Consider the following 4,014-nt stretch of genomic DNA (forward strand, 5'->3'; position numbering starts at 1 on the left):
CCCGCCACGCCCGCGTCACTAAATTTGCGCACGTCGTTGCCTAGAAATCTCGCCGTCTCGTACGCCTCCTCCACGACCGCGCCGTCGGCGGTGCCGGCCGAGACTATCGCGATGTAGTTTTGCGTGAGCGCGGGCTCTTTAAATTTGACGCTGACGACGCGGCCGCGAGCGTTAAACTCCGCCTGCGGCAGTGCCTCGCGCACTAGCCCAAAAACCCGCTCGTTCGTGCGCGTTATCAGGATATTTTGCCCTCTCGCGCCGATCGCTTCTGCGATACGTAAAATTTCATCATCCGTCTTGCCCTCGCCGTAGATCACCTCGCCCGCGCCGTTTCGTAGTGCGCGCTGAGTGTCGATTTTGGCGCAGCCCACGTCCTCGTAGGGGTAGTTTTTCAGGTATTTTAGTGCCTCTTGCTCGTTCACTCGGCCGCTTTTTATCCCCGCAAAAAGCTCTAAAATTTCATCCTCTCTCATGCAAAACATCCTCTCTAAGCCCCTTTAGATCGAGCGTCACATCCGCAGCGCCGAGCATCACGAGCTGCCTAACGACGCTTTTAAATTTCACGTCGTTTAGGAAGTCTCGCATGCTAGAAAAGGGCATTTGCAGCTTTATATTTTTGCGGTCGCACCGCGCGCGGACGTTTGCGTAACCGCTTACGATGAGTAGATTTTCCGCGGCTTCTATCAAATTTAGCTCGCTCTCATCGATCTCGCGCCCGTGCGGCAGGCGCGTTAGCAAGCACGCGTAGCCGGGCTTTTCGGCGGTTGGCAAGCCCAGCTCGCGAGATAGCTCGCGGATCTCGGATTTGGTTAAATTTATCAGCGGCGAGAGTACGCCTAGCTCCTCTTTTGCTTTGAGCCCGGGGCGGTGTTCGCCCAGATCGTCGCGGTTCGTGCCGTCTGCGACGCGGCTAAAGCCAAGCTCACGGGCGCGCTCGATCAGGCGCGAAAACACCGCCTTTTTGCACAGATAGCAGCGATTTTCGGGGTTATCTTTGATCTCCTCCGCGACGCCTAGCTCTAAAATTTCGTGCCTGATGCCGTAGATGCGGGCAAATTCCACGGCTTCGGCGATCTCGCGCGAGGACATATAGGGCGATCTGATTGTTATGCCGATCGCGCGCTCGCCCAGAGCGTCGTGCGCTGCGCGCAGCAACAGCGAGCTGTCCGCGCCGCCGCTAAATGCGACTGCTAGTTCGCCCAGCCCGCGCAGATCAGCCTTTAGTTTTTCTAGTTTCGTCATAGATCTTCACCGCCTCTTTTCGCACCCGCTCGATCGTCGTGCCGTGCGCGAGCGCCGCGGCCTTGCACTCGTCAAATTCTGGTTTTGCTTTTTGCATTTGGCCGTTGCCAGAAATTTTAAGCCTTATTTTGCCGTATTTAGTCTCTACTTCGCAAAACTCGCGCGCAAGCTCGGTTTTCCTCACGGCGCACTCTCTAACTCCGATCGCCGTCGTGTGCGCGAAAATAAGCCCTTTTATCCGTGCGGCGTCCTTCTTGCGGCACAGCGCGTTTAGCTCAAAACCCGCGCGTCCTTTTTTCATAAAAATAGACCTGCTAAACACGTCCAGCGCGCCGCTATCTCGCAAAATATCGCAGGCAAGCGCGAAGCTCTCGGCGTCCATATCGTCGATGTTGGTGGAGATTAAAATCTGCTCGCAAACCTCGCCGTAGCCGCTTTTCGCGCTTAAATTCGGCTCGCCGCTCGCGCCTAAATCCTCGCTCGTTTCGCAAAGCATTACGCGAAGCACGTTTGCAAAACCAGCGGCGTCCTTACCGCCCGCGCCGTAGCCGATCTTTTCTATTTTAAAGCTCGCGCTGTCTGCAAATTCGTCCGCGCAAGCCTTTAAAATCGCCGCTCCCGTGGGCGTAGTCATCTCGAAATTTGCGCGCCCGAGGCCTACAGGCACGCCTTTTAAAATTTCGCAAACGGCGGGTGCCGGCACGCTAAGCGCGCCGTGATCGCAGATCGCTACGCCGCCGCCAAGCTCGATTTTGGAGCTTAGCACGCGTGAGACGCCTAAATTTTCAAAAAGATATTCAAAACAGATCGCCGCGCCCGCTATATCGACGATAGAGTCTATCGCGCCAAGCTCGTGGAAATGCACCCGATCTATCTGCGTGCCGTGGACTTTGGCCTCGGCCTCGGCAACTGTGCGAAATATCGCGCCCGCTCTTTGTTTGCAGCTCTGGCTTAAATTTGAACTCTCTAAAATTTGCCTAATATCGGCGTAGCTTCGGGCGTGGGGCTGCGATTTTAGAGGCACGACGTCGATTTTTGTCGCGGCGATGCCGTTTTTTAGCACGTTTTTACGTTCCAAGCGAAATTCGCCGTCTAAATTTAACTTCTCAAGCTCGGCGCAAAGATAGTCAAAATCCACTCCGAGCCCCACCAGCGCGCCTAAATTCATATCGCCGCTAATGCCGCAGCTCGCGTCGTAATATAAAATTTTAGCCAAACTTACGCCTTAGGCACCGTCATCGAGCCAAACGGCAGGATGATGATTTTAGCGTCCGCACCCTTTTGCGTAAGCGCGTCGTCCACGGCCCTTTGGATGTCGTGGTATGGCTTTAGATGCACGGCGCGCATCTCCTCGTCGCTTAGATCACTCACCGCCCAAGTCTGCGCCCAGAGCGAGATTTCAGCCATCTTAGCGGCCTTGTGATAGCCGAGCTTAAAGCCCGCGCTGATCTTTTCTAGCACCTTTTTAGGCGTATCCGCGGAAGCCGTCAGATCAAAAAACGGCTTTGGTCCGATGCCGGTGCGGCACTTTGCGACCATGATTAAAATTCCGTCCTGCGCGAGTGCTAGTTTGCCGTTGTCTAGAGCTTTTTGCGCCTGATAGAGATCAACATCCATCGGATATGGCGCGACCGAGATCACGATCTCGGCCTTGCGCGGGATATTTACGCAAAAGACCTCGTCTGCCTTTTTCACGCAGTCGTAAAAGCTGTCGTTTAGGTGTCCGGCGCTCGCGTAATACACGCCGTGCTCGCTATCAAGCACCGTCTGGATCGAAAAAACGTCGATGTGCGCGAGCACCTTCATCGCGTCGATCATATCCTCGTGCACGGGGTTGCCCTCTAGGCGCAGTGCCTGCGCGTCGGAGCTTAGGGCGAGCTTGTGGTTTTGCGTGATGCTCTCATACGACGCGGTGCCAGGCAAAAAGGCCTTTCTGCCGCCGGTGTAACCCGCAAAATAGTGCGGTTCGACCGAGCCTATGACGATCACTTTTTTAGCTTCGGCTACGATTTTGTTTAGATACATCTGCGTACCGTTTTTGGACTCGCCTAAAAATACCATCTCATCGTGCTTGGAGTCGTGATCGTGAACTTCGTTTTTGGCGCTGATTTCAGCATAAATTTCTTTGCCGAAGATCATCTCGTACTCATCGAGCGTACCCTCTCTATGGCAGCCCGTGGCGATGATAAAAATTTTATTTTTTTCGCGAATTTTTGGGTAAATTTGCTTTAAAACTTTTGCTGTCGGCGTAGGTCTCGTGCCGTCGTTTACGATGACGACGATCTTTTCATCGCCCGCGATAAACTCGTCGAAACTTTTTTGATTTATCGGATTTGCCAGAGCCTTTGCGATGAGCGCCGTTTCGTCAAATTTAGCCACGGGGTTTGGATCGAAAACGCCGAGCAAATTTTTCTCGTTTATCTCTAGATTTAGATGATCGTCTTTGCCGTATGCGATAGGGATTTGCATATTTCCTCCTTAAGCAGATTTATTAATTTTTTGTCTTGGGATTATATATCAAATTTTCTTTTAAATGCATTTAGATCGATTAAATTTGACTAGCGGCCGCGTCAAATTTGGTTAAATATATGATTAATACTTACAAATGTATTTTTAATTTTTTTATTAGTATTTAATTTTAATATTTATATAATCGCGGCGTAATTTCCAAAAAGGAGAACAAATGGAATTCCTAACCAGTTTGAGTGAAAGCACTCAGTTCACTCTCCAACTAATCGTAGTGCTCGGATGTTTATTCTACGGCGCTAAAAA

General features: G+C 51.9%; 3 protein-coding genes and 1 pseudogene. All 4 read right to left on the reverse strand.

Annotation, left to right across the window (positions count from 1 at the left end):
• Positions 1-473: pseudogene (locus H740_RS08825) on the reverse strand (nickel pincer cofactor biosynthesis protein LarB); the annotation flags it as partial.
• Positions 460-1,242 carry an ATP-dependent sacrificial sulfur transferase LarE gene (gene larE, locus H740_RS08830; RefSeq protein WP_002953333.1) on the reverse strand — a complete coding sequence of 261 codons (783 nt, stop codon included), beginning with the start codon at positions 1,240-1,242 and terminating at the stop codon, positions 460-462. The pseudogene H740_RS08825 and the gene larE, both read right to left, overlap by 14 nt.
• A complete protein-coding gene (gene larC, locus H740_RS08835) occupies positions 1,214-2,458 on the reverse strand; it encodes a nickel pincer cofactor biosynthesis protein LarC (RefSeq protein WP_002947427.1) in 1,245 nt (414 codons plus the stop codon). Before larC ends, larE begins: the two co-directional genes overlap by 29 nt.
• A gap of 2 nt (positions 2,459-2,460) precedes the next feature.
• Positions 2,461-3,711 carry a lactate racemase domain-containing protein gene (locus tag H740_RS08840; RefSeq protein WP_002953334.1) on the reverse strand — a complete coding sequence of 417 codons (1,251 nt, stop codon included), beginning with the start codon at positions 3,709-3,711 and terminating at the stop codon, positions 2,461-2,463.
• Between the last annotated feature and the right edge of the window lie 303 nt (positions 3,712-4,014).

Source organism: Campylobacter showae CC57C (assembly GCF_000344295.2).
Lineage (GTDB): Bacteria > Campylobacterota > Campylobacteria > Campylobacterales > Campylobacteraceae > Campylobacter_A > Campylobacter_A showae_B.

Bases quoted from the DNA above. Each gene is read 5' to 3' on its own strand.
- larE (WP_002953333.1), bottom strand. From the start codon at position 1,242: ATGACGAAACTAGAAAAACTAAAGGCTGATCTGCGCGGGCTGGGCGAA.
- H740_RS08840 (WP_002953334.1), bottom strand. From the start codon at position 3,711: ATGCAAATCCCTATCGCATACGGCAAAGACGATCATCTAAATCTAGAG.